Annotated in this window: 25 protein-coding genes; 20 read left to right on the forward strand and 5 right to left on the reverse strand. The window is 71.3% G+C overall.

The features are described 5' to 3' along the window. Positions 1-75: 75 nt before the first annotated feature. Positions 76-576 carry a transcriptional regulator BldD gene (gene bldD, locus ABZT17_RS24610; protein WP_142150451.1) on the reverse strand — a complete coding sequence of 167 codons (501 nt, stop codon included), beginning with the start codon at positions 574-576 and terminating at the stop codon, positions 76-78. A 254-nt stretch (positions 577-830) separates the two neighbouring features. Between bldD and pyrR the strand changes: the two genes are divergently transcribed. From pyrR to ABZT17_RS24680, 14 genes are all read left to right on the forward strand, one after another. After that, positions 831-1415 carry a bifunctional pyr operon transcriptional regulator/uracil phosphoribosyltransferase PyrR gene (gene pyrR / locus ABZT17_RS24615; RefSeq protein ID WP_356351744.1) on the forward strand — a complete coding sequence of 195 codons (585 nt, stop codon included), beginning with the start codon at positions 831-833 and terminating at the stop codon, positions 1413-1415. A 117-nt stretch (positions 1416-1532) separates the two neighbouring features. Beyond that, a complete protein-coding gene (locus ABZT17_RS24620) occupies positions 1533-2513 on the forward strand; it encodes an aspartate carbamoyltransferase catalytic subunit (RefSeq protein ID WP_356351745.1) in 981 nt (326 codons plus the stop codon). 4 nt (positions 2514-2517) lie between these two features. Beyond that, entirely contained in the window at positions 2518-3804 is a 1287-nt protein-coding gene (locus ABZT17_RS24625) for a dihydroorotase (protein ID WP_356351746.1), read from the forward strand. Then, positions 3801-4385, forward strand: coding sequence for a hypothetical protein (locus ABZT17_RS24630; RefSeq protein WP_356351747.1), 585 nt, complete (start codon positions 3801-3803; stop codon positions 4383-4385). Before ABZT17_RS24625 ends, ABZT17_RS24630 begins: the two co-directional genes overlap by 4 nt. After that, on the forward strand, positions 4382-5539 hold the full coding sequence (gene carA / locus ABZT17_RS24635; protein WP_356351748.1) for a glutamine-hydrolyzing carbamoyl-phosphate synthase small subunit: 1158 nt from the start codon (positions 4382-4384) through the stop codon (positions 5537-5539). Before ABZT17_RS24630 ends, carA begins: the two co-directional genes overlap by 4 nt. Next, positions 5532-8840 (forward strand): carbamoyl-phosphate synthase large subunit, encoded by a 3309-nt coding sequence (gene carB / locus ABZT17_RS24640; RefSeq protein WP_356351749.1) that lies wholly within the window; start codon positions 5532-5534, stop codon positions 8838-8840. Before carA ends, carB begins: the two co-directional genes overlap by 8 nt. Positions 8841-8910: 70 nt before the next feature. Continuing rightward, positions 8911-10017 carry a quinone-dependent dihydroorotate dehydrogenase gene (locus ABZT17_RS24645; protein ID WP_356351750.1) on the forward strand — a complete coding sequence of 369 codons (1107 nt, stop codon included), beginning with the start codon at positions 8911-8913 and terminating at the stop codon, positions 10015-10017. Continuing rightward, positions 10014-10859: an orotidine-5'-phosphate decarboxylase gene (gene pyrF, locus ABZT17_RS24650; protein WP_356351751.1), complete on the forward strand. Its 846-nt coding sequence runs from the start codon at positions 10014-10016 to the stop codon at positions 10857-10859. The genes ABZT17_RS24645 and pyrF overlap by 4 nt, the downstream gene beginning before the upstream one ends. Positions 10860-11196: 337 nt before the next feature. Further along, positions 11197-11520 carry an integration host factor gene (locus tag ABZT17_RS24655; RefSeq protein ID WP_003977346.1) on the forward strand — a complete coding sequence of 108 codons (324 nt, stop codon included), beginning with the start codon at positions 11197-11199 and terminating at the stop codon, positions 11518-11520. Between the two features lie 60 nt (positions 11521-11580). Continuing rightward, positions 11581-12174: a guanylate kinase gene (gene gmk, locus ABZT17_RS24660; protein ID WP_356351752.1), complete on the forward strand. Its 594-nt coding sequence runs from the start codon at positions 11581-11583 to the stop codon at positions 12172-12174. 60 nt (positions 12175-12234) lie between these two features. Continuing rightward, positions 12235-12507, forward strand: coding sequence for a DNA-directed RNA polymerase subunit omega (gene rpoZ, locus ABZT17_RS24665; RefSeq protein ID WP_003988945.1), 273 nt, complete (start codon positions 12235-12237; stop codon positions 12505-12507). Positions 12508-12674: 167 nt separating this feature from the next. Next, positions 12675-13877 carry a bifunctional phosphopantothenoylcysteine decarboxylase/phosphopantothenate--cysteine ligase CoaBC gene (gene coaBC, locus ABZT17_RS24670; protein WP_356351753.1) on the forward strand — a complete coding sequence of 401 codons (1203 nt, stop codon included), beginning with the start codon at positions 12675-12677 and terminating at the stop codon, positions 13875-13877. 239 nt (positions 13878-14116) lie between these two features. After that, positions 14117-15325, forward strand: a complete 1209-nt coding sequence (gene metK, locus ABZT17_RS24675) for a methionine adenosyltransferase (protein ID WP_356351754.1) — start codon at positions 14117-14119, stop codon at positions 15323-15325. A 91-nt stretch (positions 15326-15416) separates the two neighbouring features. Beyond that, complete coding sequence (locus ABZT17_RS24680; protein WP_356351755.1) at positions 15417-17573, forward strand: primosomal protein N'; 2157 nt, start codon at positions 15417-15419, stop codon at positions 17571-17573. Between the two features lie 124 nt (positions 17574-17697). Here ABZT17_RS24680 and ABZT17_RS24685 read toward each other — a convergent pair whose 3' ends face one another. Then, the gene (locus ABZT17_RS24685; RefSeq protein ID WP_356351756.1) at positions 17698-18240 is read right to left on the reverse strand and encodes a hypothetical protein; all 543 of its coding nucleotides are present in this window, start codon (positions 18238-18240) and stop codon (positions 17698-17700) included. A 248-nt stretch (positions 18241-18488) separates the two neighbouring features. Here ABZT17_RS24685 and fmt point away from each other — a divergent pair, with 248 nt between their 5' ends. After that, positions 18489-19421 carry a methionyl-tRNA formyltransferase gene (fmt, locus tag ABZT17_RS24690; protein ID WP_356351757.1) on the forward strand — a complete coding sequence of 311 codons (933 nt, stop codon included), beginning with the start codon at positions 18489-18491 and terminating at the stop codon, positions 19419-19421. A gap of 119 nt (positions 19422-19540) precedes the next feature. Here fmt and ABZT17_RS24695 read toward each other — a convergent pair whose 3' ends face one another. Next, the gene (locus ABZT17_RS24695) at positions 19541-19762 is read right to left on the reverse strand and encodes a hypothetical protein (protein ID WP_356351758.1); all 222 of its coding nucleotides are present in this window, start codon (positions 19760-19762) and stop codon (positions 19541-19543) included. A 128-nt stretch (positions 19763-19890) separates the two neighbouring features. Between ABZT17_RS24695 and ABZT17_RS24700 the strand changes: the two genes are divergently transcribed. Beyond that, positions 19891-21309: a transcription antitermination factor NusB gene (locus tag ABZT17_RS24700; protein ID WP_356351759.1), complete on the forward strand. Its 1419-nt coding sequence runs from the start codon at positions 19891-19893 to the stop codon at positions 21307-21309. On the opposite strand, the gene ABZT17_RS24705 is transcribed toward ABZT17_RS24700, so the two are convergent. After that, positions 21290-23446, reverse strand: a complete 2157-nt coding sequence (locus ABZT17_RS24705) for an MMPL family transporter (RefSeq protein ID WP_356351760.1) — start codon at positions 23444-23446, stop codon at positions 21290-21292. The genes ABZT17_RS24700 and ABZT17_RS24705 overlap by 20 nt on opposite strands. Positions 23447-23580: 134 nt before the next feature. Here ABZT17_RS24705 and rpe point away from each other — a divergent pair, with 134 nt between their 5' ends. The 4 genes from rpe (at position 23581) to ABZT17_RS24725 (ending at position 26133) form a co-directional block, all read left to right on the forward strand. Next, positions 23581-24267 (forward strand): ribulose-phosphate 3-epimerase, encoded by a 687-nt coding sequence (gene rpe, locus ABZT17_RS24710; protein ID WP_356351761.1) that lies wholly within the window; start codon positions 23581-23583, stop codon positions 24265-24267. Positions 24268-24357: 90 nt separating this feature from the next. Further along, positions 24358-25401: a sugar-binding domain-containing protein gene (locus ABZT17_RS24715; RefSeq protein ID WP_356351762.1), complete on the forward strand. Its 1044-nt coding sequence runs from the start codon at positions 24358-24360 to the stop codon at positions 25399-25401. Between the two features lie 40 nt (positions 25402-25441). Continuing rightward, positions 25442-25819, forward strand: a complete 378-nt coding sequence (locus ABZT17_RS24720; protein WP_356351763.1) for a ribonuclease domain-containing protein — start codon at positions 25442-25444, stop codon at positions 25817-25819. Further along, the gene (locus ABZT17_RS24725) at positions 25816-26133 is read left to right on the forward strand and encodes a barstar family protein (protein WP_356351764.1); all 318 of its coding nucleotides are present in this window, start codon (positions 25816-25818) and stop codon (positions 26131-26133) included. Before ABZT17_RS24720 ends, ABZT17_RS24725 begins: the two co-directional genes overlap by 4 nt. A 6-nt stretch (positions 26134-26139) precedes the next feature. Here ABZT17_RS24725 and ABZT17_RS24730 read toward each other — a convergent pair whose 3' ends face one another. Further along, positions 26140-26580 carry a hypothetical protein gene (locus ABZT17_RS24730; RefSeq protein WP_356351765.1) on the reverse strand — a complete coding sequence of 147 codons (441 nt, stop codon included), beginning with the start codon at positions 26578-26580 and terminating at the stop codon, positions 26140-26142. Between the last annotated feature and the right edge of the window lie 96 nt (positions 26581-26676).

Here is a 26676-nt window from a genome sequence, read left to right on the forward strand (position 1 = left end):
GTGGCGCCGACGATGTGCAACTCGCCCCGGGCCAGCGCCGGTTTGAGGATGTTGCCCGCTGTGGTGCTGTGAGGCTCAGCTCTCCTCGTGAGCCACCGCGCGGCGCGCGTCGGCGTCCAGCACGCCCCAGCTGATCAGCTGCTCGGTGAGGACCGAGGGGGACTGGTCGTAGATGACGGCGAGTGTGCGCAGGTCGTCCTGGCGGATCGAGAGCACCTTGCCGTTGTAGTCACCGCGCTGCGACTGGATGGTGGCCGCGTAGCGCTGGAGCGGGCCCGCCTTCTCGGCCGGCACGGTGGCCAGCCGCTCCAGGTCCAGGACCAGCTTCGGCGGGGGCTCGGCCGCACCGCCCGGGGTGGTGCCCGGCAGCAGCTCCTGGACGGGAACGCCATAGAAATCCGCCAGTTCGGCGAGACGCTGTACGGTCACCGCGCGGTCACCGCGCTCGTACGAACCGACCACGACCGCCTTCCAGCGTCCCTGGCTCTTCTCCTCGACACCGTGGAGGGAAAGGCCCTGCTGGGTGCGGATGGCCCGGAGCTTGGCCCCGAGCTGTTTGGCGTATTCGCTGGACATATAGCTCCCCGGACACTGTGTCGACGCGGCTGCAGTGGTTCCGCGGCCGCGCGTCTGGTAACTCACTGTGAGGTTACGCAGCGTGATTCTTCTGCGTCAAGCCGAATGGTCCACACCGACTCTTCCGTGCCGGCGATGGCCGATTAGGCCAGGGGGGTGATCAGGGGTCTCGCCCCGGCCTGCTAACGTTGATGGCGCAAATCCGACGTCCTTTAAGGTCCGTCCCGTGAGGCGGAGAAGGAGGTCCGTTTCGTATGGACAAGACAAACAAAGACGACACGTCCGGATTCCCGGTGTCCGATGCCCGGCCCGTCCTCGAAGGGCCCGACATCGCCAGGGTGTTGACCCGTATCGCCCACGAGATCGTCGAGCGCGCCAAGGGCGCCGACGACGTGGTGCTCCTCGGCATTCCGACCCGCGGCGTCTTCCTCGCCCAGCGGCTCGCCGTCAAGCTCGAGGAGATCACCGACCGCAAGATCCCGGTCGGTTCGCTCGACATCACCATGTACCGCGACGATCTGCGCATGCACCCGCCGCGCGCGCTGGCCCGCACGGACATCCCCGGTGACGGCATCGACGGCAGGCTCGTGGTCCTCGTCGACGACGTGCTCTTCTCCGGCCGCACCATCCGCGCCGCCCTCGACGCCCTGAACGACATCGGGCGCCCCCGCGCGGTGCAGCTCGCGGTCCTGGTCGACCGCGGCCACCGCGAACTGCCCATCCGCGCCGACTACGTCGGCAAGAACCTCCCCACGTCGCTGCGGGAGACGGTCAAGGTCCAGCTCGCCGAGGAGGACGGTCGCGACACCGTGCTGCTCGGCGCGAAGCAGACCCACTAGCAGGTGTGCCGGGCACTCCTCGGTGTGCCCTCGCCTGCCCGGCTGTGCCTCCCCGGGGGACGCCCCCGGACCCCCGTCCCCACTGAACTGTCTTAACTGTCTTACGGAGCCTGACAGATGCAGCGTCATCTCATCTCGGCCGCCGACCTCACCCGTGACGACGCCGTCCTGATCCTCGACACCGCCGAGGAGATGGCCCGGGTCGCCGACCGGCCGATCAAGAAACTGCCGACCCTGCGCGGTCGTACCGTCGTGAACCTCTTCTTCGAGGACTCCACGCGCACGCGTATCTCCTTCGAAGCCGCCGAGAAGCGCCTGTCCGCGGACGTCATCAACTTCACCGCCAAGGGGTCGAGCGTCTCCAAGGGCGAGTCCCTGAAGGACACCGCGCAGACCCTGGAGGCCATGGGCGTCGACGCCGTGGTCATCCGGCACGGAGCCTCCGGAGCCCCGTACCGGCTCGCCACCTCGGGCTGGATCGACGCCGCCGTGATCAACGCCGGCGACGGCACCCACCAGCACCCCACACAGGCCCTGCTGGACGCGTTCACCATGCGCCGCCGCCTCGTCGGCCGGGACGCCGGCCTCGGCCAGGACCTGTCCGGCAAGCGCATCACCCTCGTCGGTGACGTCCTGCACAGCCGGGTCGCCCGTTCCAACGTCGATCTGCTGCACACCCTGGGCGCCCAGGTCACCCTCGTCGCGCCGCCCACCCTGGTGCCGGTCGGCGTCGAGACCTGGCCGTGCGAGGTGTCGTACGACCTCGACAGCACGCTGCCCAAGTCCGACGCGGTGATGATGCTGCGCGTGCAGCGCGAGCGCATGAACGCGGCGTTCTTCCCGACCGAGCGCGAGTACTCGCGGCGCTACGGCCTCGACGGCGACCGGATGGCGCGGATGCCGGAGCACGCCGTCGTGATGCACCCGGGGCCGATGGTCCGCGGCATGGAGATCACCGCCGAGGTGGCCGACTCGGAGCGCTGCACCGTCGTCGAGCAGGTCGCAAACGGAGTCTCCATCCGGATGGCCGTTCTGTACCTGCTGCTCGGTGGCAACGAGCCCGCCGTCACCCACGCCCGCACCATCGAGGAGAAGTAAGAACATGAGCAAGATCCTGATCCGTGGTGCGAAGGTGCTCGGCGGCGAGCCGCAGGACGTGCTGATCGACGGCGAGACCATCGAGGCGGTCGGCTCGGGGCTGTCCGCGGAGGGCGCGGACGTCGTCGAGGCGGACGGCAAGGTGCTGCTGCCAGGTCTGGTCGACCTCCACACCCATCTGCGTGAGCCCGGCCGCGAGGACTCCGAGACGGTCCTCACCGGCACCCGGGCGGCCGCGAGCGGCGGCTACACCGCCGTGTTCGCCATGGCCAACACCTTCCCCGTGGCCGACACCGCCGGCGTCGTCGAGCAGGTGTGGCGACTGGGCCGGGAGCACGGGTACTGCGACGTGCAGCCCATCGGCGCCGTCACCGTGGGCCTGGAGGGCAGGAAGCTCGCCGAACTCGGCGCCATGCACGAGTCGGCCGCCGGGGTCACCGTCTTCTCCGACGACGGCAAGTGCGTCGACGACGCGGTGATCATGCGCCGGGCGCTGGAGTACGTGAAGGCCTTCGGCGGGGTCGTCGCCCAGCACGCGCAGGAGCCGCGGCTGACCGAGGGCGCCCAGATGAACGAGGGTGTCGTCTCGGCGGAACTGGGCCTCGGGGGCTGGCCCGCGGTGGCCGAGGAATCGATCATCGCCCGGGACGTCCTGCTCGCCGAGCACGTGGGGTCCCGGGTGCACATCTGCCATCTCTCGACCGCCGGCTCGGTCGAGATCGTCCGCTGGGCCAAGTCCCGCGGCATCGACGTCACGGCCGAAGTGACCCCGCACCACCTGCTCCTCACCGACGAACTGGTCCGGTCGTACAACCCGGTCTACAAGGTCAACCCGCCGCTGCGCACCGAGCGCGACGTCCTCGCCCTGCGCGAGGCGCTCGCCGACGGCACGATCGACATCGTCGCCACCGACCACGCCCCGCACCCGCACGAGGACAAGGACTGCGAGTGGGCCGCGGCCGCCATGGGGATGGTGGGCCTGGAGACCGCGTTGTCGGTGGTGCAGGAGACCATGGTGGACACCGGGCTCCTCACCTGGGCCGGGGTCGCCGAGCGCATGTCCGCCAAGCCCGCCGCGATCGGGCGGGCGAAGGGGCACGGACGTCCCGTCTCGGCTGGTGAGCCCGCCAACCTCACGCTCGTCGACACGGCATACCGTGGGTCCGTGGACCCCGCGGGCTTCGCCTCGCGCAGCCGGAACACCCCGTACGAGGGGCGTGAGCTGCCGGGCCGTGTCACGCACACGTGGCTCCGGGGCAAGGCCACGCTCGTCGACGGGAAGCTCACGTGACACCTGCAACTCTGCTCGCGACCGGACTCACGACCGGCCTCGCCGCCGAAAAGAAGTCGGCCGCGGTCACCGACTGGGCCGCCCGGATCGGCTGGCTCGTGGGCCTCGCCCTGTTCGTCGCGCTCGTCTACTGGCTGATGCGTGAGGGCTGGAAGTGGCGCGGCACCCTGCAGGGCGACCTCCCCGCGCTGCCCAGCGCGCCGGACGAGCCCGGCGAGGCGAGACTGACGATGAGCGGCCGCTACCACGGCTCCACCACCGCAGGTCAGTGGCTCGACCGCATCGTGGCGCACGGCCTCGGCACCCGGAGCCGGGTCGAGCTCACGCTGACGGACGCGGGACTGGACGTGGTACGCCCCGGGGCCACCGACTTCTTCATCCCGGCCGAGGCGCTGCGCGAGGCCCTGCTCGGCAAGGGCATCGCCGGCAAGGTCCTGACCGAGGGCGGACTGCTCGTGGTCACCTGGGCGCACGGCGACCGGCTGATCGACTCCGGGTTCCGCTCGGACCACGCGGCCGAGCACACCGAGTGGGTCGACACCCTGAACCAGATGATCAACAAGACGGAAGGCGCACGATGACAACCTCCACCAGGGGAGCCACCCGGGTTCCCGCCGTACTCGTCCTGGAGGACGGCCGGACCTTCCGCGGCCGCGCCTACGGGGCCGTGGGGGTGACCTTCGGCGAGGCGGTCTTCTCGACCGGCATGACCGGCTACCAGGAGACCCTCACCGACCCGTCGTACGACCGCCAGATCGTCGTCGCCACCGCCCCGCAGATCGGCAACACCGGCTGGAACGACGAGGACGACGAGTCCCGGCGAATCTGGGTCTCCGGCTATGTCGTCCGCGACCCCGCGCGCGTGCCGTCCAACTGGCGCGCCAAGCGTGCCCTGGACGACGAACTGGTCGCACAGGGCATCGTCGGCATCAGCGGGATCGACACCCGCGCGCTCACCCGCCATCTGCGCGAGCGCGGCTCGATGCGCGCCGGGATCTTCTCCGGCACGGAGATCACCGCCGAGGACGAGCTCCTCGCGCGCGTGCGGGCCCAGCCCCAGATGAAGGGCGCCTCGCTGTACGAGGAGGTCGCCACCCAGGAGGCGTACGTCGTCCCGGCGATCGGCGAGAAGAGGTTCACCGTCGCCGCGATCGACCTCGGCATCAAGGGCATGACCCCGCACCGCATGGCCGAGCGCGGCATCGAGGTGCACGTCCTGCCCGCCACCGCCACCGCCGACGAGGTCTACGCCGTCAACCCCGACGGGGTGTTCTTCTCCAACGGCCCCGGCGACCCGGCCACCGCCGACGGCCCGGTCGAGCTGATGACCGCGGTCCTGGAGCGCAGGACGCCGCTGTTCGGCATCTGCTTCGGCAACCAGATCCTGGGCCGCGCGCTCGGCTTCGGCACCTACAAGCTGAAGTACGGCCACCGGGGCATCAACCAGCCCGTGCAGGACCGGACGACCGGCAAGGTCGAGGTCACCGCGCACAACCACGGCTTCGCCGTGGACGCCCCGCTGGACAAGGTCAGCGAGACGAGGTTCGGGCGCGCCGAGGTCTCCCACGTCTGCCTGAACGACGACGTGGTCGAGGGCCTCCAGCTGCTCGACCAGCCTGCCTTCAGCGTCCAGTACCACCCCGAAGCGGCCGCCGGCCCGCACGACGCCGCCTACCTGTTCGACCGCTTCACGTCTTTGATGAGCACAGTCCTGATGGAGGGCCAGCGTGCCTAAGCGCACCGATATCCAGTCCGTCCTGGTCATCGGCTCCGGCCCGATCGTCATCGGCCAGGCCGCCGAGTTCGACTACTCCGGCACCCAGGCGTGCCGCATCCTGCGGTCCGAGGGCCTGCGGGTCGTCCTGGTCAACTCCAACCCGGCGACGATCATGACCGACCCGGAGATCGCCGACGCCACCTACGTCGAGCCGATCACCCCGGAGTTCGTCGAGAAGATCATCGCCAAGGAGCGCCCCGACGCCCTCCTGCCCACCCTGGGCGGCCAGACGGCCCTCAACACGGCCATCTCGCTGGACGAGAACGGCGTCCTGGCCAAGTACGGCGTCGAGCTGATCGGCGCCAACGTCGAGGCGATCCACAAGGGCGAGGACCGCGACCAGTTCAAGCTGGTCGTCGAGGCCGTCCGGCAGAAGATCGGCCACGGCGAGTCCGCCCGCTCGGTCATCTGCCACTCCATGGAGGACGTCCTCGCCGGCGTCGACACCCTCGGCGGCTACCCGGTCGTCGTCCGTCCGTCCTTCACCATGGGCGGCGCGGGCTCCGGCTTCGCCCACGACGAGGAGGAGCTGCGCCGCATCGCGGGCCAGGGCCTCACCCTCTCGCCGACCACCGAGGTGCTCCTGGAGGAGTCCATCCTCGGCTGGAAGGAGTACGAGCTGGAGCTGATGCGCGACAAGCACGACAACGTCGTGGTCGTCTGCTCCATCGAGAACTTCGACCCCATGGGCGTGCACACCGGCGACTCGATCACCGTCGCGCCCTCGATGACGCTCACCGACCGCGAGTACCAGATCCTGCGGGACATCGGCATCGCCGTGATCCGCGAGGTCGGCGTCGACACCGGCGGCTGCAACATCCAGTTCGCGGTCAACCCCGAGGACGGCCGGGTGATCGTCATCGAGATGAACCCGCGCGTGTCGCGTTCCTCGGCCCTCGCCTCCAAGGCGACCGGCTTCCCCATCGCCAAGATCGCCGCCAAGCTCGCCGTCGGCTACACCCTCGACGAGATCCCGAACGACATCACCCAGGAGACCCCGGCCTCCTTCGAGCCCACGCTCGACTACGTGGTCGTCAAGGCCCCCCGGTTCGCCTTCGAGAAGTTCCCGCAGGCCGACTCCACGCTGACCACCACCATGAAGTCGGTCGGCGAGGCCATGGCCATCGGCCGCAACTTCACCGAGGCCTTCCAGAAGGCGCTGCGCTCGCTGGAGAAGAAGGGCAGCCAGTTCACCTTCGTCGGCGAGCCCGGCGACAAGGAGACGCTGCTGGCGGAGTCCGTCCGTCCCACCGACGGCCGGATCAACACCGTCATGCAGGCCATCCGCGCGGGCGCCACGCCCGAGGAGGTCTTCGAGTACACGAAGATCGACCCCTGGTTCGTCGACCAGCTCTTCCTGATCAAGGAGCTCGCCGACGAGCTCGCCGAGGCGCCCGAGCTGACCCGGGACCTGATCGCCGAGGCCAAGCGGCACGGCTTCTCCGACCAGCAGATCGGCGAGATCCGCGGTCTGCGTGAGGACGTCGTGCGCGAGGTGCGGCACGCGCTGGGCATCCGCCCGGTCTACAAGACGGTCGACACCTGCGCCGCCGAGTTCGCGGCGAGGACGCCGTACTTCTACTCCTCCTACGACGAGGAGAGCGAGGTCGCGCCGCGCGAGAAGCCGGCCGTGATCATCCTGGGCTCCGGCCCGAACCGCATCGGCCAGGGCATCGAGTTCGACTACTCCTGCGTCCACGCCTCCTTCGCGCTGAGCGACGCCGGCTACGAGACCGTGATGGTCAACTGCAACCCGGAGACCGTCTCCACGGACTACGACACCTCCGACCGCCTGTACTTCGAGCCGCTGACGCTGGAGGACGTGCTGGAGATCGTCCACGCGGAGCAGCAGGCGGGCCCCGTGGCGGGCGTCGTCGTCCAGCTGGGCGGCCAGACCCCGCTGGGCCTCGCGCAGGCGCTCAAGGACAACGGCGTGCCGATCGTGGGTACCTCGCCGGAGGCCATCCACGCGGCCGAGGACCGGGGCGCCTTCGGGCGGGTGCTCGCCGAGGCGGGCCTGCCGGCCCCCAAGCACGGCACCGCCACCACCTTCGCCGAGGCCAAGGCCATCGCCGACGAGATCGGCTACCCGGTCCTGGTGCGGCCGTCGTACGTCCTCGGCGGGCGCGGTATGGAGATCGTCTACGACGAGACGCGCCTCGCGTCCTACATCGCCGAGTCGACCGAGATCAGCCCCTCCCGGCCGGTCCTGGTCGACCGCTTCCTGGACGACGCGATCGAGATCGACGTCGACGCCCTGTACGACGGCGAGGAGCTCTACCTCGGCGGCGTCATGGAGCACATCGAGGAGGCCGGCATCCACTCCGGCGACTCGGCGTGCGCGCTGCCCCCGATCACCCTGGGCGGGTTCGACATCAAGCGGCTGCGGGCCTCGACGGAGGCCATCGCCAAGGGTGTCGGCGTCCGCGGCCTGATCAACATCCAGTTCGCCCTGGCCGGCGACATCCTGTACGTCCTGGAGGCCAACCCGCGCGCGTCCCGTACGGTCCCCTTCACCTCGAAGGCGACCGCCGTGCCGCTCGCGAAGGCCGCCGCCCGGATCTCGCTCGGCGCGACCGTGGCCGAGCTGCGGGCGGAGGGTCTGCTTCCGGCCAACGGGGACGGCGGCGAGCTCCCGCTCGACGCGCCGATCTCCGTCAAGGAGGCGGTCATGCCCTGGTCCCGCTTCCGGGACATCCAGGGACGTGGCGTCGACACCGTCCTCGGCCCGGAGATGCGCTCCACCGGCGAGGTCATGGGCATCGACTCGGTCTTCGGCACGGCGTACGCCAAGTCGCAGGCCGGCGCCTACGGCCCGCTGCCCACCAAGGGCCGCGCGTTCATCTCGGTCGCCAACCGCGACAAGCGCTCGATGATCTTCCCGGCCCGCGAGCTGGTCGCCCACGGTTTCGAGCTGCTCGCCACCTCCGGCACGGCCGAGGTCCTCAAGCGCAACGGCATCAAGGCCACGGTGGTGCGCAAGCAGTTCGAGGGCACCGGCCCGAACGGCGAGAAGACCATCGTCCAGCTCATCCACGACGGCGAGGTCGACCTCATCGTCAACACCCCGTACGGCACCGGCGGACGCCTCGACGGCTACGAGATCCGTACGGCGGCCGTGGCGCGGTCGGTCCCGTGCCTGACGACGGTCCAGGCGCTCGCCGCGGCCGTCCAGGGCATCGACGCCCTCAACCACGGTGACGTGGGCGTCCGTTCGCTCCAGGAACACGCGGAACACCTGACCGCGGCCCGCGACTAGCAGCCCTGAGGGGGACACCGGAACCGGTGTCCCCCTCTTCGTGAGGACACCCATGTCTTCGTGAGGAACCATGTACAAGATCTTCTTCAACCTCGTCTTCAAGCGCATGGACCCGGAGAACGCCCACCACCTGGCCTTCCGCTGGATCCGCCTCGCCGCCCGCGTCCCCGTCCTGCGCACCTTCGTCGCGGCGGCCCTCGCGCCCCGTCACAAGGAGCTGCGCACCGAGGCCTTCGGGCTGCGCATGCACGGCCCGTTCGGGCTCGCCGCCGGCTTCGACAAGAACGCGGTCGCGATCGACGGCATGTCGATGCTGGGCTTCGACCACGTCGAGATCGGCACGGTGACCGGGCAAGCGCAGCCCGGCAATCCCCGAAAGCGCCTGTTCCGGCTCGTGAAGGACCGTGCGCTCATCAACCGCATGGGCTTCAACAACGAGGGCTCGCTGGCCGTGGCGGCCCGTCTGGCGTCACGTGAGCCGGTCTTCAGGACGGTCGTGGGCGTCAACATCGGCAAGACCAAGGCCGTCCCGGAGGCGGAGGCGGTCGGCGACTACGTGAAGTCCACGCAGCGGCTGGCGCCGTACGCCGACTATCTGGTGGTGAACGTCTCCTCGCCCAACACGCCCGGTCTGCGCGACCTCCAGGCCACCGAGGCGCTGCGGCCGCTCCTGAGCGCCGTCCGCGAGGCCGCGGACCGCACGGTGACCGGTCGGCGTGTCCCGCTGCTGGTCAAGATCGCGCCGGACCTCGCCGACGAGGACGTCGACGCCGTCGCCGACCTGGCCGTCGAGCTCGGCCTGGACGGGATCATCGCCACCAACACGACCATCGCGCGCGAGGGGCTCGGCCTGAAGTCCGAGCCCTCGCTGGTGAAGGAGACCGGCGGATTGTCCGGGGCCCCTCTCAAGGCGCGCTCCCTGGAGGTGCTGCGGCGCCTCTACGCGCGCGTGGGCGACCGCATCACCCTGGTGGGCGTCGGAGGCATCGCGAGCGCCGAGGACGCCTGGGAGCGCATCCTGGCCGGTGCCACGCTCGTGCAGGGCTACAGCGCCTTCGTCTACGAGGGGCCCTTCTGGGGCCGCGCCATCCACAAGGGGCTCGCCGCCCGCCTGCGTACGAGCCCGTACGCCACCCTCGCCGACGCGGTCGGCGCCGACGTGAGGAAGAACGGATGACTGTCCTCGAACCCTTCGGCGCGCGCCTGAGGCGGGCCATGGACGAGCGCGGCCCCCTCTGCGTCGGCATCGACCCGCACGCGTCCCTGCTCGACCAGTGGGGTCTCAACGACGACGTGGCCGGATTGGAGCGGTTCTCCCGCACGGTCGTCGAGGCCGTGGCCGACCGGGTCGCCGTGCTGAAACCGCAGAGCGCCTTCTTCGAGCGCTTCGGCTCGCGCGGGGTCGCCGTACTCGAGAAGTCGGTCGAACAGGCGCGGGCGGCCGGCGCGCTGGTCGTCATGGACGCCAAGCGCGGCGACATCGGATCGACCATGGCCGGGTACGCCGAGGCCTTCCTGCACAAGGGCTCCCCGCTGTTCTCGGACGCCCTGACCGTCTCGCCCTACCTGGGCTACGGCTCGCTCTCGCCGGCGATCGCGCTGGCCCGGGAGAACGGGACGGGGCTGTTCGTGCTGGCCCTCACCTCCAACCCGGAGGGCGGTGGGGTCCAGCACGCCGTGCGGGCCGACGGACGCACCGTCGCAGCGACGATCCTCGGCCATCTCGCGGCCGAGAACGAGGGGGAACAGCCCCTGGGGTCCTTCGGGGCCGTCGTGGGCGCCACGCTGGGCGACCTGTCGTCGTACGACCTGGACATCAACGGTCCGCTGCTCGCCCCCGGTGTCGGCGCGCAGGGGGCCACCCCGGCCGACCTGCCGTCCGTCTTCGGGGCCGCGGCGCGCAACGTGGTGCCGAACGTGAGCCGGGGAGTGCTGCGGCACGGGCCGGACATCGGGGCTCTGCGGGCCTCCGCCGACCGCTTCGCGGAGGAGATCCGGGCCGCCTTGGCAGAGGTGTGAGCTGTACCACGTAGGAGATTCCCGAGACGACCGTATGCGGCTTCCCTGACGGTCGTCTCGGGCGTTCCAGGAGGTCATACGGGTCCTCCGACGACTGTTCGAAAGCCCGCTTGAGCCTGGATACATCCTCAAATCCGGGGCATTATGTCCTAAATGTCCGTCCTGGCGGAGGCTGACCAGGACTTTTCCGCTGTTCTCGCTGACTCCGGCGGAGTTGGCCGCTAGTCTCCGACGAGAGTCACCGGGCGAGCGTGTTGCTCGTGGCTCCCCAGGTGTGGGGCGACTAGGTTCCTCACCGGTCCGTATCCGACAGTTCGACATCCGAGGTGACGTAGGCGTGGCTCTTCCGCCCCTTACCCCTGAACAGCGCGCAGCCGCGCTCGAAAAGGCCGCCGCGGCTCGCCGGGAGCGGGCCGAGGTCAAGAATCGACTCAAGCACTCCGGCGCCTCCCTGCACGAGGTCATCAAGCAGGGCCAGGAGAACGACGTCATCGGCAAGATGAAGGTCTCCGCGCTGCTCGAGTCCCTGCCGGGCGTGGGCAAGGTCCGCGCCAAGCAGATCATGGAGCGACTCGGCATCTCCGAGAGCCGCCGTGTGCGGGGTCTCGGCTCCAACCAGATCGCTTCTCTGGAGCGTGAGTTCGGCAGCACCGGTTCCTGAGTCCGGTGACCTCCGGACCAGGAGTCCCGGGCACCCCGGGATTGCTGGAATAATCGCTGCATGGCTGCAACATTCCGGGGGACGACCCCCGAGCCCCCGGACGTACGTCCGCGGCTGACCGTGCTCTCCGGCCCCTCCGGGGTCGGCAAGAGCACGGTCGTCGCCCATATGCGCAAGGAACACCCCGAGGTGTGGCTCTCGGTGTCGGCGACGACCCGCAAGCCCCGCCCCGGCGAGAAGCACGGAGTCCACTACTTCTTCGTCACCGACGAGGAGATGGACAAGCTGATCGCCAACGGTGAGCTGCTGGAGTGGGCCGAGTTCGCAGGCAACCGGTACGGCACCCCGCGTACGGCGGTGCTGGACCGGCTGGAGGCGGGCGAGCCGGTGCTCCTGGAGATCGACCTCCAGGGCGCCCGGCAGGTCCGCGAGTCCATGGCGGACGCCCAGCTGGTGTTCCTGGCTCCTCCCTCCTGGGAGGAGCTCGTGCGCAGGCTCACCGGGCGGGGCACCGAGCCGCCCGAGGTGATCGAGCGCCGTCTGGACGCGGCACGGATCGAGCTGGCGGCGGAGCCGGAGTTCGACGTGACCCTGGTCAACACCTCCGTCGAGGACGTCGCTCGCGAGCTGCTAGCCTTGATGCACGTAGTGTGATCACGATCTGTGATCGTCACTGATTGACTGACTCTTTTCCCATCCATCGGAAGGTAGAGCGTGTCCTCTTCCATCTCCGCGCCCGAGGGCATCATCAACCCGCCGATCGACGAGCTCCTCGAGGCCACCGACTCGAAGTACAGCCTCGTGATCTACGCGGCCAAGCGTGCCCGCCAGATCAACGCGTACTACTCGCAGCTCGGCGAGGGCCTCCTCGAGTACGTCGGTCCGCTCGTCGACACCCATGTGCACGAGAAGCCGCTCTCGATCGCCCTGCGCGAGATCAACGCGGGTCTGCTGACGTCCGAGGCCGTCGAGGGCCCCGCGCAGTAGTACGCGGCAGTACACAGCAGAAGCTGCGGTAGTACTTTCGTATTGCAGTTGGCTTTTCCACAGGCCCGACAGCGCGACTGTCGGGCCTGTGGTCTGCGGGGGTGCGGGGGTCGTCCCCCGCTGTGATGCAGCATGGGACCTGTACGTTGCCGAGCCGGGGAGAGACGGTGGACAAGCCCAAGGTCGTGCTGGGGGTCAGCGGCGGCATCGCCGCGTACAAGGCCTGTGAGCTGCTGAGAAGGTTCACCGAGTCGGGCCATGACGTCCGCGTCGTCCCCACCGCCTCCGCGCTGCACTTCGTCGGTGCCGCGACCTGGTCCGCCCTGTCCGGCAACCCCGTCTCCACCGAGGTCTGGGACGACGTCCACGAGGTCCCGCACGTCCGCATCGGGCAGCACGCCGACCTGGTGGTCGTCGCCCCGGCCACCGCCGACATGCTCGCCAAGGCGGCCCACGGCCTCGCCGACGACCTGCTCACCAACACCCTCCTCACCGCCCGCTGTCCGGTCGTCTTCGCGCCCGCCATGCACACGGAGATGTGGGAGCACCCGGCCACCCAGGAGAACGTGGCGACGCTACGGAGCCGCGGCGCCGTCGTCATCGAGCCCGCCGTCGGCCGCCTCACCGGCGTCGACACCGGCAAGGGCCGCCTGCCCGACCCGACGGAGATCTACGCCGTCTGCCGCCGTGTGCTCGCCCGGGGAGTCACCGAGCCCGACCTCCGGGGCCGGCATGTGGTCGTCAGCGCCGGCGGCACCCGCGAGCCCCTCGACCCGGTCCGCTTCCTCGGCAACCGCTCCTCCGGCAAACAGGGCTACGCCCTCGCCCGCACCGCCGCCGCGCGCGGCGCCCGGGTCACACTGATCGCCGCCAACACCGGACTGCCGGACCCGGCGGGCGTCGACGTCCTCCAGGTCGGCACCGCGGTGCAGCTGCGCGAGGCGGTGCTGAAGGCGGCGGCGGACGCGGACGCCGTGGTGATGGCGGCGGCGGTGGCCGACTTCCGTCCGGCGGCCTACGCGGCCGGAAAGATCAAGAAGAAGGACGACCGGGAACCGGAGCCCATCGTTCTCGTACGGAATCCGGACATCCTCGCGGAGATCTCCACCGAGCGCGCCCGCCCCGGACAGGTGATCGTCGGCTTCGCCGCGGAGACCGACGACGTCCTCGCCAACGGCCGCGTCAAACTGCGGCGCAAGGGCTGCGACCTGCTGGTGGTGAACGAGGTGGGGGAGCGCAAGACCTTCGGCTCCGAGGAGAACGAGGCCGTGGTGCTCGGCGCCGACGACAGCGAGACGCCCGTGGCGCGGGGCCCCAAGGAAGATTTGGCCGAAACCGTCTGGGACCTGGTGGCGGAACGCCTCGGCTGAATGTTTCATCGCTTCTCGGTCCCCTGAAACCTCTGCCACAGGGGTGTGGCGACCCTGGCCAAGCCCACCGGGAATTGGGCAGAATGCGCGTGCCGCAGGTCACAGCCCTCCCGAGAGGCGAGACAGGGGGGCCGCCCGCGGAGTACGACCGATAAACTGTTCTCGGACGATGCCGGGCGCAGCCCCCGAGCCCGTCCGCCAATGATCAGCCAGCAGCCGCTGCAACCCCAGGGAGCGTTGTGTCCCGTCGTCTCTTCACCTCGGAGTCCGTGACCGAGGGTCACCCCGACAAGATCGCTGACCAGATCAGCGACACCATTCTCGACGCGCTTCTGCGCGAGGACCCGACCTCTCGGGTCGCCGTCGAGACGCTGATCACCACCGGCCTGGTCCATGTGGCCGGCGAGGTCACCACCAAGACCTACGCGGACATCGCGACACTCGTCCGCGGCAAGATCCTGGAGATCGGTTACGACTCCTCGAAGAAGGGCTTCGACGGCGCCTCCTGCGGTGTCTCGGTGTCCATCGGCGCACAGTCCCCGGACATCGCCCAGGGTGTCGACACGGCCTACGAGAACCGGGTCGAGGGCGACGAGGACGAACTGGACCGTCAGGGCGCCGGCGACCAGGGCCTGATGTTCGGCTACGCCACCGACGAGACGCCGACCCTGATGCCGCTGCCGATCTTCCTGGCGCACCGCCTGTCGAAGCGCCTGTCCGAGGTCCGCAAGAACGGCACCATCCCCTACCTGCGCCCCGACGGCAAGACGCAGGTCACCATCGAGTACGACGGCGACAAGGCCGTCCGCCTCGACACGGTGGTCGTCTCCTCGCAGCACGCCTCCGACATCGACCTGGACTCGCTCCTGGCCCCCGACATCCGCGAGTTCGTGGTGGAGCCGGAGCTGAAGGCGCTCCTCGACGAGGGCATCAAGCTCGACACGGAGAACTACCGTCTCCTGGTCAACCCGACCGGCCGCTTCGAGATCGGCGGCCCGATGGGTGACGCGGGTCTGACCGGCCGCAAGATCATCATCGACACGTACGGCGGCATGGCCCGCCACGGTGGCGGCGCCTTCTCGGGCAAGGACCCGTCCAAGGTCGACCGCTCCGCCGCGTACGCGATGCGCTGGGTCGCGAAGAACGTGGTCGCCGCCGGCCTCGCCTCGCGCTGCGAGGTCCAGGTCGCGTACGCCATCGGCAAGGCCGAGCCGGTCGGTCTGTTCGTCGAGACCTTCGGCACCGCCAAGGTCGACGCCGAGAAGATCGAGAAGGCGATCGACGAGGTCTTCGACCTCCGCCCGGCCGCCATCATCCGCGACCTCGACCTGCTGCGCCCGATCTACGCCCAGACGGCCGCCTACGGCCACTTCGGCCGCGAGCTGCCGGAGTTCACCTGGGAGAAGACGGACCGCGTGGACGCCCTGCGCAAGGCGGCGGGCCTGTAGGTCCCGCGTCGCTCGATGAGGCCCGGTCCCCTTCGGGGGGCCGGGCCTTCGCGTGCGTCGGATGTCAGTGGGGTTTGGTAAGAATGCAAGCGTGAGCAGCGAGAACGGGCAGGGGGGCGGGGGCGCGGAGGGGGCGCCGCCTGAGCAGCTTGCGTTCATTCGGGAGAGTGTGCGGAAGGCCAGGGAGCCGCGGGCGAAGCCCCGGACCTGGCGGGGGGCCGCGCTGGCCGGGGAGTTGCCGGTGGCGCGGGTGCTGGTCGACAAGGGGGTGCTGCATCTTGATCGGTACTTCGACTACGCCGTGCCCGCGGAGCTCGACGCGGACGCCCAGCCCGGGGTGCGGGTGCGGGTGCGGTTCGGGGCCGGGCGCCATCGGGTGCGGGACGGGCGGCGCGAGGGCGGGGGGCTGATCGACGGGTTCCTCGTCGAGCGGCTGGCCGAGTCCGACTACTCGGGGCCGCTGGCCGCGCTGGCCCAGGTCGTTTCTCCCGAGCGGGTGCTGAGCGAGGAGTTGCTCGGGCTCGCCCGGGCCGTCGCCGACCGCTACGCGGGGAGTCTCGCCGATGTGCTGCAGCTCGCCGTGCCCCCGCGCAGCGCGCGGGCCGAGCAGCGGCCCTCGCCCGCGCCGCTGCCGCCGCCGGGGGCGCCGGAGGCCGGGTCCTGGGGGCGGTACGAGCACGGGGCCGCGTTCGTGGAGTCGCTGGCGGCGGGGCGCGCGCCGCGTGCCGTGTGGAACGCGTTGCCCGGGCCCGAGTGGAGCGAGGAGATCGCCCGGGCCATCGCGGCGACGCTCGCCTCCGGGCGTGGGGCGCTGGTCGTGGTGCCCGACGGGCGGGCCGTCGCGCGGGTCGACGCCGCACTGACCTCGGTGCTGGGGGAGGGGCGGCATGCCGTGCTCACGGCCGACGCCGGGCCCGAGAAGCGGTACCGGGAGTGGCTCGCGGTGCGGCGGGGGTCCGTACGGGCCGTCGTGGGCACCCGGGCGGCCATGTTCGCGCCCGTGCAGGACCTGGGGCTCGTCGTCATCTGGGACGACGGCGACGACAGTCACAGTGAGCAGCACGCTCCCCAGCCGCACGCCCGTGAAGTGCTGCTGCTGCGCGCCGCTCAGGACAGGTGCGGATTCCTGCTGGGGAGTTGGAGCTGCACGGTGGAGGCGGCCCAGCTGGTCGAGAGCGGTTGGGCCCGGCCGCTGGTCGCCGGGCGGGAACAGGTGCGGGAGGCCGCTCCGCTGGTGCGGACCGTGGGGGACCACGATCTCGCGCGCGACGAGGCGGCCCGGGCCGCACGGCTGCCGACCCTCGCCTGGCAGGCCGTGCGGGACGGCCTGCGGCACGGCCCGGTGCTGGTTCAGGTGCCGCGGCGGGGATACGTTCCCCGGCTGGCCTGCGCCAACTGCCGTGCGCCGGCTCGGTGCCGGCACTGTTCGGGGCCGCTGGAGGCGCGGGAGTCCGGGGCGGCGGCGCTGCGCTGCGGGTGGTGCGGGCGGGAGGAGATCGGCTGGCACTGTGCCGAGTGCGGCGGGTTCCGGCTGCGGGCGCAGGTGGTCGGGGCGCGGCGCACGGCCGAGGAGCTGGGGCGTGCCTTCCCCGCGGTCCCGGTGCGGACCTCGGGCCGCGAGCATGTACTGGACACGGTGCCGGGGGCGCCCGCGCTGATCGTGAGCACACCCGGGGCCGAGCCCGTGGCCGAGGGCGGCTATGCGGCGGCGCTGCTGCTCGACGGCTGGGCGATGCTCGGGCGACCCGATCTGCGGGCCGGTGAGGACGCGTTGCGGCGATGGATCGCGGCTGCGGCCCTCGTACGGCCGCAGGGTGCCGGCGGCACCGTGGTCGTCGTCGCCGAGCCGACGCTGCGGCCCGTGCAGGCGCTCGTGCGGTGGGACCCCGTCGGACACGCGGTGCGGGAGCTCGCCGAGCGGGCCGAGCTGGGCTTTCCGCCGGTGTCCCGGATGGCGGCCGTGTCGGGGACACGCGAGGCGGTCGCCGAGTTCCTCCGCACCGCGGAGCTGCCCCGGGAGGCCGAGGTGCTCGGACCGGTGCCCCTGCCGGTCACATCGGCGGACCGGCCGCGGCGGGCGGGCGCGGGGCCCCCCGGGGAGCACTGGGAGCGAGCGCTGGTGCGGGTGCCACCGGGCAGCGGCGCCGCCCTGGCGTCCGCCCTGAAGGCGACCCAGGCGGCACGGATGGCCCGGGGAGCAGGGGAGGCGCCGGTCCGGGTACGGATCGATCCACCGGACATCGGGTAGGGGTGGCGCGGTGCCGGTGCCGCTGCGTGGTGCCCGGAGCCCGGAGCCCGGGAGCCGGTGCTCGGGGACCGCATACGGGCGCCCTCCCTGGCGGTGGGCCGGGAGGGCGGGGGAGGAACGTGGTTCAGCCGTTGCGGGGGCCGGGGAACGCCGTTGGTCGGACCTCGTCGCGCAGGACGGGGCTGCCGGCCGTCGGCTGGGTCGGCATGGAGCGGGCGGCGGGGACCGTGGGCACCGTGGGAAGGCCGGTGTTGACGCCGACCGTCCTCGTCGCCGACGGCTCGGGCGTCCGCTCCGCCTCCGCGGCCGCCTGGGCCGCGGCGCGCCGGGCGCCGTAACGGCGGTGCACCGCCTGCTTGGTGACGCCGAGCGCCGAACCCACCGCGTCCCACGAGAAGCCGAGGGAACGGTCGAAGTCGACCGCTGCCGTCACCAGGGTCTCGACACTGTCCCGGAGCTCCTGCGCGAGGCGGACCGTCGGGGCGGGGGCGCGTCCGTAGACGACGAAGCCCGTGGAGGGGCCGGAGCGGCGCGGGCGGTAGACGTTGCCCAGCTGGGCGGTCAGCGTGCGCAGTGCGTCCACCTGCCGGCGGACCCGCTCGATGTCCCGCACCAGCAAGTGCAGGCTGGCCCGAGCCTGGGCGTCGTGGGTTGCGTGGTCGGCCATGAACAAGCCTCTCGAACCGGCGTGAAAAGGATCGGGCCGCGTGCGTGCGGCCCGTTGTGGTCAACTCCTTCTTGACCAACGCGGGATCGCTCCGCTGGTCACGCAGAGGGGGCGTGTAGGCATATGCGTGCGCCCCGGTGGGTGCTTGGCGCCGTCGGCGGCTCTCCTCCTGTGGGTCGGGCGACTGCGTGGTCATAGACTTGTGCGTTGCCCGTACCCGTCCCCGCCCGAGAGGCCCTGCCCCACCCATGAAGCTCGTCTTCGCCGGGACCCCCGAGGTCGCCGTTCCCGCCCTGGACGCCCTGATCGCCTCCGGGCGGCACGAGGTGGCTGCCGTGGTCACGCGGCCCGACGCGCCGGCGGGACGGGGGCGTCGGCTGGTCGCCTCGCCCGTGGCACAGCGGGCGGAGGAGGCCGGGATCGAGGTGCTGAAGCCGGTCAGGCCGCGCGACCCGGAGTTCCTGGAGCGGCTGGCGGAGATCGCGCCCGACTGCTGTCCCGTCGTCGCCTACGGAGCCCTGCTGCCGCGGGTCGCGCTGGACATCCCCGCCCATGGCTGGGTCAACCTGCACTTCTCGCTGCTGCCCGCCTGGCGAGGGGCGGCGCCGGTGCAGCACTCCCTCATGTCCGGTGACGAGATCACGGGGGCTTCGACCTTCCTCATCGAGGAGGGGCTGGACTCCGGGCCCGTGTACGGCACGGTCACCGAGGTGATCCGGCCCACCGACACCAGCGGCGACCTGCTCACCCGCCTCGCCTTCGCCGGCGCCGGGCTGCTCGCGGCGACCATGGACGGCATCGAGGACGGCACCCTGAAGGCCGTACCGCAGCCGGCCGAGGGCATCACCCTCGCGCCGAAGATCACCGTCGAGGACGCCCAGGTGGACTGGGCCGCGCCGGCGTTGCGGGTCGACCGGGTCGTGCGCGGATGCACCCCCGCCCCCGGCGCCTGGACCACCTTCCGCGGCGAGCGGCTCAAGCTCATCCAGGTCACCCCCGCCCCGGAGCGCACCGACCTGGCGGTCGGCCGGCTGTCCGTCGGCAAGAACAGCGTTCATGTCGGCACGGGTTCCCACGGTGTCGAGCTGGTGTGGGTGCAGGCCCAGGGCAAGAAGCCGATGAAGGCGGCCGACTGGGCGCGTGGCGTACGGATCGGCGACGGCGAGACCCTCGGGGCGTAGGCCGCCGGATCAGGAACCGGACGCGTCCGGAAACCCCGCGACGCCATGGCGGTGGACAGCCGTGTACCGGGACATGCCCCACCAGCCGAGGGCGAAGGCCAGGGCCGTCACCGGCAGGGTCAGCGCGGCCGGCGCCGGACCGCCCAGCCGCGTCTGCCGGCGGCGGGCACGGGGCGAGGGTTGGACACCGCGATCTCGACGCTGCGTTGCGGCTCACGCAGGTCCAGCAACCGCCGGCTCACGTCAGCTCGCCGGCCCGCTGCGAGGCGCGCGGCGACGTAGGCGAGTGGGTCGGCCTCGTATGCCTTCGGCGTGTCCGCGCTCGCTCCCGCGAGTCGCATGCGGCGAAATCCCACAGGCATGCTGACCCCCGTCGGCAGAACATCGCTCAGGCTGACGACGTTACCCATGACGCCCTGCACGTACGCTGGGAAGCGCACACCCGGTTCAGAAGCGGAGCACTTTTTTCGTGAGCGACACCCCCCGTCGGGCAGAGAAGCCCGGTAAGCCCTACCGGCGGCCCAAGAAGGACCCCGTCCGTATGCTCGCCTTCGAGGCGCTCCGGGCCGTGGACGAGCGGGACGCGTACGCCAACCTCGTGCTGCCGCCGCTGCTGCGGAAGGCGCGGGAGAAGGGCGGCTTCGACGGGCGGGACGCCGCGCTCGCGACCGAGCTGGTCTACGGGACACTCCGGCGGCAGGGCACGTACGACGCGATCATCTCCGCGTGTGTCGACCGGCCGCTCAGAGAGGTCGACCCGCCGGTGCTCGACGTGCTGAGCCTCGGTGTGCACCAGCTGCTCGGGACGCGCATCCCGACCCACGCCGCCGTCTCCGCCTCCGTCGAGCTCGCCCGTGTGGTGCTCGGTGACGGGCGGGCCAAGTTCGTCAACGCCGTACTGCGCAAGGTCGCCCAGGACGATCTGGACACCTGGATCGAGCGCGTCGCACCGCCCTACGACGACGATCCCGAGGACCATCTCGCCGTCGTGCACTCCCATCCCCGCTGGGTCGTCTCCGCGTTGTGGGACTCGCTCGGCGGCGGGCGGGCCGGTATCGAGGAGCTGCTGGCCGCGGACAACGAGCGGCCCGAGGTGACGCTCGTGGCGCGCCCCGGGCGGGCCACCACCGAGGAGCTGCTGGCGGCCGAGGCGGCTGTCCCCGGGCGCTGGTCGCCGTATGCCGTGCGGCTCTCCGAGGGCGGGGAGCCGGGCGCCGTCGACGCCGTGCGGGAGGGACGGGCCGGGGTGCAGGACGAGGGCAGTCAGCTCGTCGCCCTCGCGCTGGCCGCCGCGCCTGTCGACGGCCGGGACGAGAAGTGGCTCGACGGGTGTGCCGGGCCGGGCGGCAAAGCCGCGCTGCTGGGTGCCCTCGCCGCGGAGCGCGGGGCCTTTCTGCTCGCCTCCGAGAAGCAGCCGCACCGGGCCGGGCTGGTCGCCAGGGCCCTGGACGGCAACCCCGGGCCGTACCAGGTCATCGCCGCCGACGGGACCCGCCCGCCCTGGCGGCCCGGCTCCTTCGACCGGGTGCTGATGGACGTGCCCTGCACCGGACTCGGCGCCCTGCGCCGGCGGCCCGAGGCGCGCTGGCGGCGCCGTCCCGAGGATCTGGAGGGGTTCGCGCCGCTCCAGCGCGACCTGCTGCGCGGCGCGATGGAGGCGGTGCGGGTCGGTGGTGTCGTCGGCTATGCGACCTGCTCGCCGCATCTCGCCGAGACCCGGGCGGTCGTACAGGACCTGCTCAAGCAGCATCCGGACGCCGAGCTGATCGACGCGCGCCCGCTGCTGCCCGGCGTGCCGGACCTCGGCGAGGGCCCCGACGTGCAGCTGTGGCCGCATCTGCACGGGACCGACGCCATGTACCTGGCCCTCATTCGGAGGACTGGCTGATCCGCTCCGCCTCGGTGGCCACGGGGGCGGAGCCGTCCTCGTGGGCCAGCCGGTGCGGCCACCACACCCTCTTCCCCACGTCGAGGAAGAGCGAGGTGACCAGCACGGAGCGGACGACGAAGGTGTCCAGCAGGACGCCCAGCGCCACCGCGAACCCGATCTCCGCGAAGCCCACCATCGGCAGCGTGCCCAGCGCGGCGAACGTGCCCGCGAGGACCAGACCGGCCGAGGTGATCACCGCGCCCGTGGTGGCCAGGCCCGTCACCACACCGGACCGGGTGCCCTGACGGAAGGCCTCCTCGCGGATGCGGGTGGTCAGGAAGATGTTGTAGTCGATGCCCAGGGCCACCAGGAACACGAAGACGAACAGCGGGAACGCCACGTCCTCGCCCGCGTAGTCGAAGACGTACCGGAAGGCGAGGGCGCTCAGGCCCAGTGCGGTGGCCAGGGACAGCATCACCGTCCCGATGAGCAGGAGCGGGGCCACCAGGGCGCGCAGCAGGACACCAAGGACCAGCAGGACGACGGCCAGGACGAGCGGGATCACCAGGTAGTTGTCGTGGGTCTGGGCGTTCTCCATGTCGAGCAGGGCGGCGGTGCCCCCGCCCACCTGCGCGTCGGCGCCCGGCACCGCGTGCACCGCGTCACGCACCCGCTCCACGGTCGCCTTCGCCGCGTCGCTGTCGGAGGGGGCGCGCAGGGTCGCCTCGAACAGCACCTGCCCGTCGTGCTCGGGCGCGGTGCCGGGCGGTACGCCGATGCTCGTCGGGACGACGCCCCGGTCGGCGGCGACCGCGCGGCCGACCTGGATGGCCTGCGCCTTGTTGGAGATGATCACCAGCGGGTCGCCGGAGCCCGCCGGGAAGTACCGCGCGGAGACCTTCTGGCCGGTGATGGAGTCCGGGGTGTTGGTGAAGGCGTCCGCGTTGGCGATGCCCGCCGCGCGCAACTGGAACAGCCCCAGCGACAGGGCGACGAGCACCGCGGCCGTGATGCCCCAGACCATCCGGGGACGGCGGGCGATACGACGGCCCATACGGGCCCAGACGCCCCGCTCGGTGGGATCGGCGGAGCCGAAGTGCGGAACGGTCGGCCAGAAGATCCAGCGCCCGAAGACCAGCAGCAGGGCCGGGAACAGGGTGAGCATGGCCAGGAGCGCGACCGTCACGCCGATGGCGGCCACCGGGCCGAGGCCCCGTGTCGAGTTCATCTCGGCGGCGAGCAGCACCAGCATGCTCAGCACGACGGTCAGACCGGAGGCGAGGACCGCCGGGCCCGCGCGGTTCAGGGCGAGCTCCATCGCCTCGTGGCGGTCCTCGTGTCGGCGCAGCTCCTCCCGGTAGCGGGCGACGAGCAGCAGCGCGTAGTCGGTGCCCGCCCCGAAGACCAGGACCGTGAGGATGCCCGCGCTCTGGCCGTTGACGGTCAGACCGGCGTGTTTCGCCAGCAGGTAGATCAGCGCCTGCGCCGTGAACAGGGCCACCACGACCCCCAGCAGCGGCACGAACAGCAGCGTCGGACTGCGGAACGTCAGCAGCAGCATCACGATCACCACCGCCATCGCGGAGAACAGCAGTGTCGTGTCGATGCCCTCGAAGGCCTTGGAGAAGTCCGCCGAGGTGCCGCCGGGTCCGGTGATGTGCACCGCGAGTCCGCCCCCACCCCTGCCCACCTGGTCGCGAATGGAGTCGACGGCGGGTGCGATGCGCTGCCAGCCCTGCGCGTCCATGGTGATCGGCACATAGATTTGGGCGGCTCGTGGCGAGATCCGCCGGTCGAAGACCGGGCCCTGGGTCTCGGCCCCGCGGATGCCGTGGCCGCGCAGCGCCTTGAGCTGCCGGGCGTCCTCGGCGATCTGCTGCCGGTCCCGGGCGGTCAGTCCGCCGTCGCGCGCGTAGACGACGACCGCCGGGATCTGTTCGGGCCGGAAGTGCTGGGAGGCGTCGAGGACTTGGGTGGATTCCGCGGAGCCGGGCAGCCACGACTGGGCGTCGTTGTCCTGGGCGCTGTTCAGTTTCGCGCCGAACGGCGCCGCGATCAGGAAGACCACGACCCACACTCCGACGATCAGCCACTTGGAGCGCCGCCCGCAGACGAACCGGATGGCGTTCCGCTTCCAGGCGTAGAGCTGCCGCATGGCTACCCCCGTAGACGTACGTGGTGCCGACCGGCGGCCCAGCATGGCACGCGGCACCCGCGGACAACATCCGATGAACGGCTTAGGTCTGGACCGGCGCGAACAAACGTGCCCGGACATGGCAGGCTTGGGTCATGGCCCCGCAGATCAACCCCAGCATCCTGTCCGCCGACTTCGCCCGCCTCGCGGACGAGGCGAAGGCCGTGGAGGGAGCCGACTGGCTCCACGTCGACGTCATGGACAACCATTTCGTCCCGAACCTCACGCTCGGTGTGCCGGTCGTAGAGTCCTTGGCCCGTGCGACGGACACCCCGCTGGACTGCCATCTGATGATCGAGGCCCCCGATCGGTGGGCGCCCCGGTACGTAGAGGCGGGGGCCGGTTCCGTCACCTTCCATGTCGAGGCGGCCGCCGCGCCGGTGCGGCTCGCCCGGGAGATCCGGGCCAAGGGCGCCCGCGCCTCCATGGCCCTGAGGCCCGCGACGCCCATCGAGCCGTACGAGGACCTGCTCCCCGAGCTCGACATGCTCCTGATCATGACCGTGGAGCCGGGCTTCGGCGGGCAGGCGTTCCTCGACATCATGCTCCCGAAGATTCGCCGCACCCGCGAGTTGATCAGCAAGCACGGCCTCGAGCTCTGGCTCCAGGTCGACGGCGGGGTCTCCGCCGCCACCATCGAGCGCTGCGCGGACGCCGGCGCGGACGTCTTCGTCGCCGGCTCGGCGGTCTACGGCGCGGACGACCCGGCCGAGGCGGTCCGTGCCCTGCGCAACCAGGCGGAGGGGGCGACGGCCAAGGCGTCCTGGGCATGCAACCACTGAGCCACAGGTCGGTGAACAGCTACGTGAACGGCGCCCATCAGGGCGGATCAAGTGCGCCGGATCTGCAAGGATGAACGGCGAATCCAGAGTGTGAACAGCAGTGAGGAGATCGCCGTGTCGGGTATGTCGGCGGGCCGGTCAGCAGTGCGGATGGGACCCGCTGAGCTGGTGCAGGCGGCGGCCATGGCCCGCCGCTTCTACCTCGAGGGCAAGTCCAAGATCCAGATCGCGGAGGAGTTCGGCGTCAGCCGCTTCAAGGTGGCCCGGGTCCTGGAGACGGCTCTCGAACGGGATCTCGTACGCATCGAGATCCGCGTCCCGGCCGAGCTGGACGCCGAGCGCTCCGACGCGCTGCGCGCCCGCTACGGCCTCAGGCACGCCGTCGTGGTGGAGTCCCCGGCCGAGGCCGAGGAGTCGCCCGATCCCGAGAACCTCGGTGAGGTGGCCGCCGACCTGCTCGGCGAGCTCGTCAACGAGGGCGATGTGCTCGGCCTTGCCTGGGGCCGCTCCACCATCCACATGGCCGCGGCCCTGGACCGGCTGCCGCCGTGCACGGTGGTGCAGCTGACGGGTGTCTACGACGCCGGGACCGCCGAGCGCGGCTCCGTGGAGGCGGTGCGCCGCGCCGCCCAGGTGTCCGGCGGCGACGCCCACCCCATCTACGCGCCGATGCTGCTGCCGGACGCCGCGACCGCGGCGGCCCTGCGCAACCAGACCGGGATCGCGCGGGCCTTCGAGTACTTCGACAAGGTCACCGTCGCCTGCGTCTCCATCGGCTCCTGGGAGCCCGGCATCTCCACGGTGCACGACATGCTCAGCGACGAGGAGCGCGCGCACTACGCCTCTCTCGGCGTCGCCGCCGAGATGTCCGCGCACCTCTTCAACGGGGAGGGGCGCCGGGTCGGACGGGACCTCGGCGAGCGGTGCATCACCGTCAAGGCCGACCAGCTCCGCCGTATCCCCGAGGTGGTCGCGATCGCGGGCGGGGCGCGCAAGGCGTCGGCGATCGACGCGGTGCTGCGCTCCGGACTCGTCACCAGCCTGGTGACGGACACCTCCGCCGCGGACGTGCTCATGACGGCGGGTCCGACACCGCGGCCGGCGCTCAACCGGGCCGACCCCGACGGGCCCTGACGGGAGGTCGGGCAGGGGCGGCCGTGGCAGCATCGGACCCATGGTGCTGCGGTTCGTCCCTCGTCTGCTGCTGTGTCTGCTGGTCCTCGTGGTGGGGTGCTCCGCCACCGACTCCGGACCGGGGTCGGGACGGACCGACGGTATGGCCACCGTCCGGGTCTCGCGACTGCCCGCCGAGGCACGGCGGACGCTGGCCCTCATCGACGAGGGCGGCCCGTTCCCGTACGCGCGTGACGGCGTCGTCTTCGGGAACTTCGAAGGCCTGCTGCCCCGGCACGAGCGGGGCTACTACCACGAGTACACCGTGCCGACGCCGGGCTCACGCGATCGCGGGGCCCGGCGCATCGTCACCGGACAGGCCGGCGAGATCTACTACACCGATGATCACTACAACTCGTTCAGGGCGGTACTGAGATGACGGAGCACCTCGTCACGCTGGACCTCGCCGGGGTCGCGGACAAGGCGGGGCTCATGGACCGCGTCGCCGGCGCCCTGGGGCTGCCCGACTGGTTCGGGCGCAACTGGGACGCCCTCGCCGACTCGCTCTGCGACCACACCGTCTGGCCCGAGGGCGCGGTGGAGAAGGGGCTGTCGATCGTCGTACGGAACTGGCGGCCGTACGCGGCGGCGCGGCCCGAGGAGTGGGAGACCGCCGTCGACGTCCTCGGCGAGGCGGTGGACCGGACGACGGACCTGTCGGTGGCCCTGGCCCTCGGCGGGGCCGGTCGCTGACGGACTTCACTGTTCGGGGGGCGGGGTCCCGGACCCGCCGAACGTCAGACGGGAGAAGGACCGGCCCTGGAAGACGGGGCCGTGCTGGGTGCCGCCGGTGATGGTGTTGTGCACCGAGCCCCGACCACCGTCCCTCGTCGTGAACTCCTCGATGAGCAGGCGGAGTTCGTCGGCCGCGTCGGGGTGCTGCTCCAGCAGACGGCGCAGCCGGAGCCGTAGCGCCGCTGTGGTGTCGGCGGTGACGTCCTGTTCGTCGGGGGTGCCGGACGCCGCGGCGAGCGTGGCGCGGGACTCCTCCAACTCGCCGGTGAGGGAGGCCGCTTCGTCGTCTCCACGGGCGAAGAGCCGGATCAGACGCTGCTTCGCCTGTTCCCAGGTCTCGGTGACCATGAGGCCTACCACGGTGGTGGCCCCGCTCCCCACCAGCATGGCCAGCTCCGCGTCCATGGCGCTCCTTCGGGTCGTTTGCTCGCGGAAACGAAAGAGGGTGCACTCGGCTCACGGTTTACCACACGTGTTCGTACTTCGCGGATGCATTCGCAT

The organism is Streptomyces sp. NPDC005648, from assembly GCF_040605395.1.
GTDB lineage: Bacteria > Actinomycetota > Actinomycetes > Streptomycetales > Streptomycetaceae > Streptomyces.